Source organism: Leptolyngbya sp. FACHB-36, from assembly GCF_014695955.1.
In the GTDB taxonomy this organism is placed as follows: domain Bacteria; phylum Cyanobacteriota; class Cyanobacteriia; order Leptolyngbyales; family Leptolyngbyaceae; genus FACHB-36.
The window spans coordinates 1-2,814 of the sequence record NZ_JACJPG010000115.1; the positions used below are offsets into that span (position 1 = coordinate 1).

Sequence of the window (2,814 nt, forward strand, 5' to 3'; positions counted from 1 at the left end):
TGGTGGATCATCGAACGGATGACGAGACATTGGCTTGAAATTAAATTGGGCAATTTATGGGTGTGAATCTTCCACATTCTTTTTTGTTTCATACATTAATCCGACCGTGAAGAGTCATTGCCGCCATTCAGGTACAGCCGAATAAACTCCTCAGCCGCAGCAGGATTCATCCGTTGCAGGGCTTCTCGAATTTCCAGAATCGTTTCGCCACCCGGATCTCGAACCTCATTCACCCAGCGGCTCACATTCGCGTGCCCAATCCCCATTGTTGTAGCTAGCTGATTTTGGCTAATTTCATAAGCCGTGAGTGCTTGTCTTAAGGCTTTACCTGCTCTTCCCATGCCTCTGATTGTGTCAGAGGAGTACAGTTTGCGAAATTGTTCCAATTAGTCACACAATAATAGAGTAGTGTGACTAATTGGAACATTAAGGAGAAGAGCGATGATCTATAGCGATCGTCTCAAGTGCTGGGCTGTGGTTCGTCTACTGCCCAAAATGCAGTGCGTCGTGATGGCTCGGTTCGTCAAAGAGTCCGATGCAGACGGTTACGCAACAGTTTTGCGGCGGTTACTGCCTGATGCCGTGGTTGAAGTCGTGTTTGATCTGATGGACGGGAATCATCAGGACGATCACCTGCTCCATTAGCAGAGAGAACTGTTACCTTCTAATTGGAATCAAGCTGGCAGACGAGTCGCTAGAAGCAAACGGTCGCGGCTACTGGGAAACGAGTGAAGAGAACCTGGAGAAGCTGCGCCAGCTTTATCAGGAAGTTGAAGACCGCATCGAAGGCGTTGAGTAACTCCTAGACACACTTAGAACGAACTAAGGGGCACAGAGCCATCTCTGTGCCTTTTTCTATGGGCGGTTAAGCTGACTTGATGGTCTTTGTGTAAGCCATACTAAGAAGAACATTTTGCGATCGATCCCGCTGAATAAAACCACCTGCCGGAAACGGCGATCGACCCCGATCACGAGTCAAATTAGCGCTCACGTTGCGAGAAGGAATGGTAGAACCTATACAGCAGCACCATGAGCCGATTGCTGACCTGCAAGCTCAACTGGCGGTGCTAAAGCAAGAGAACCTTGAACTGAAATCGCGGCTTCAGTCGTGTGAGTCTCAGGCAAAACTGCAATTAGACGATCGAACCTCTACGCGAGAGCATCGCCTTCTGGAGGCGACCGCAGAAGTTGCCAATGCCCTGCTGACGATCGCCCACCTCGATGAAGCCGTCAACACAGCTCTGCAAATCATTGGTGAAGCGTTGGACACCGATCGCGTGAATGTGATCGAGAATTTTGCTCATCCAACAGACGCATCCCTTTACTGGCGCGTGCTGTATGAGTGGGATTCACCGGGTACAATGCCGCAGTTCTCTGACTCCAAAGCGGCTCAAGGCAGATACGACGAGATTCCGTGGCTATACGAGCTTTTTCAGCAGAGCCGAACTCCTAGCTATCGGATCGAAGACGTGCCGGAACCGTTCCGGAGTGAGCAGCGGGCGATCGGCGTGAAATCGACGCATCTTGTTGCCATTCAGGTTGAGGATAAGTGGTGGGGTGTGCTGGGACTGGATGACTGCCGTGAGGCAAAACGGCGAAGTGCGGCGGAAATGGCGGTTTTGCGGATTGTGGCAGACTCTATTGGCAGTGCCATCCAGCGTCAACGCACTCAGCAAGCCAAGCTTGACGCAGAACAAGCCCGTTCACGAATGGCGGCAGAGCGATCGGCTGAGCTGCAACAAACGCTCGATCGCCTCGCTGAATCGGAGCATCACTATCGCACCTTGTTTGAGCTGAGCAACGAAGGCATTTATCGGTTTGAATTTGAGCCGCCTGTTCCCACCTCGCTACCTATTGACGAGCAACTTGATTTAGCGTTGCAGCATTACCGCTATGTCGAAGCGAATGAAACTTTTTGCGCTCAGATGGGATTGTCGATCGACCAGCTTCGAGAGTTTACGCTCAGTGATTTTCATGGAGACTTAGCCGCCAATCGTCAAGTCAATCGATCGATCCTTGCCAACGGGTATCAAATTAGAAATGCCGAAACCGACGAGCTAGATGCGTTGGGAAGACGCAAGTACTTCCTCAACAACATCGTGTGCGATGTGAGAGACGGCTATTTGTGGGGCGGTTGGTGTACGCAAACTGACATCACCGAACTGCGAGAAACACAAGAAGCTTTACTCAAAAACGAACAAGCACGATCGGCAGAACTTGAGAAATCGAATGAAGCCTTGCGACACCGCGATCGATTGCTCTCAGTGGTTGCTCAAATTACGAAAGACCTGTTAGAAGCTGAGGACGTTGACACTGCCATTCTGTCTGCTCTACAGGCAGTTGGAGAAGCAGCCAACATGAGTCGCGTTCTGCTCATCCTTGAACATCAAGAGCCAAAGACTCACAGGCTAAAGCACTGCGTGACGCATGAGTGGGCGGCAGCCACTATTTCTGATCATCATGCCGCTGGAATGGCAGTGATGGACAATGAGAATTTTCAGGTTCTCATTCAACCTCTTCACCGAGGTCAGTCGCTCTGGCGAATAATAGAGGACTTACCTGATGTCACACGATCGCAGTTTGAGAAACTTGAAATCAAATCAACTGGGGTTGTTCCTATATTCATTGAAGGGCGCTATGTTGGCTGCGTTGGCTTTGACGACTGTGTGGCTCCGCGCCACTGGAGCCAGCAAGAAATTGATGTCCTGACAGCGGCGGCTGAAAGCATTGGAGCGGCACTACATCGCAAACAATTGGTCGATCGCTTAATAGCAGAACGTATTCAGGCAGAACAAGCGCGATCGGCAGAACTGG

General features: G+C 50.6%; 3 protein-coding genes. 2 read left to right on the forward strand and 1 reads right to left on the reverse strand.

The genetic code is table 11. The annotated features are described in order from the left end of the window. Positions 1 to 95 precede the first annotated feature (95 nt). Positions 96 to 341: a helix-turn-helix transcriptional regulator gene (locus H6F43_RS01595; RefSeq protein WP_190340272.1), complete on the reverse strand. Its 246-nt coding sequence runs from the start codon at positions 339 to 341 to the stop codon at positions 96 to 98. Between the two features lie 100 nt (positions 342 to 441). Here H6F43_RS01595 and H6F43_RS01600 point away from each other — a divergent pair, with 100 nt between their 5' ends. After that, a complete protein-coding gene (locus H6F43_RS01600) occupies positions 442 to 645 on the forward strand; it encodes a hypothetical protein (protein WP_190340273.1) in 204 nt (67 codons plus the stop codon). Positions 646 to 1,004: 359 nt separating this feature from the next. Next, positions 1,005 to 2,814: GAF domain-containing protein (locus tag H6F43_RS01605; RefSeq protein ID WP_190340274.1), on the forward strand; the 1,810-nt coding region annotated here is incomplete at its 3' end.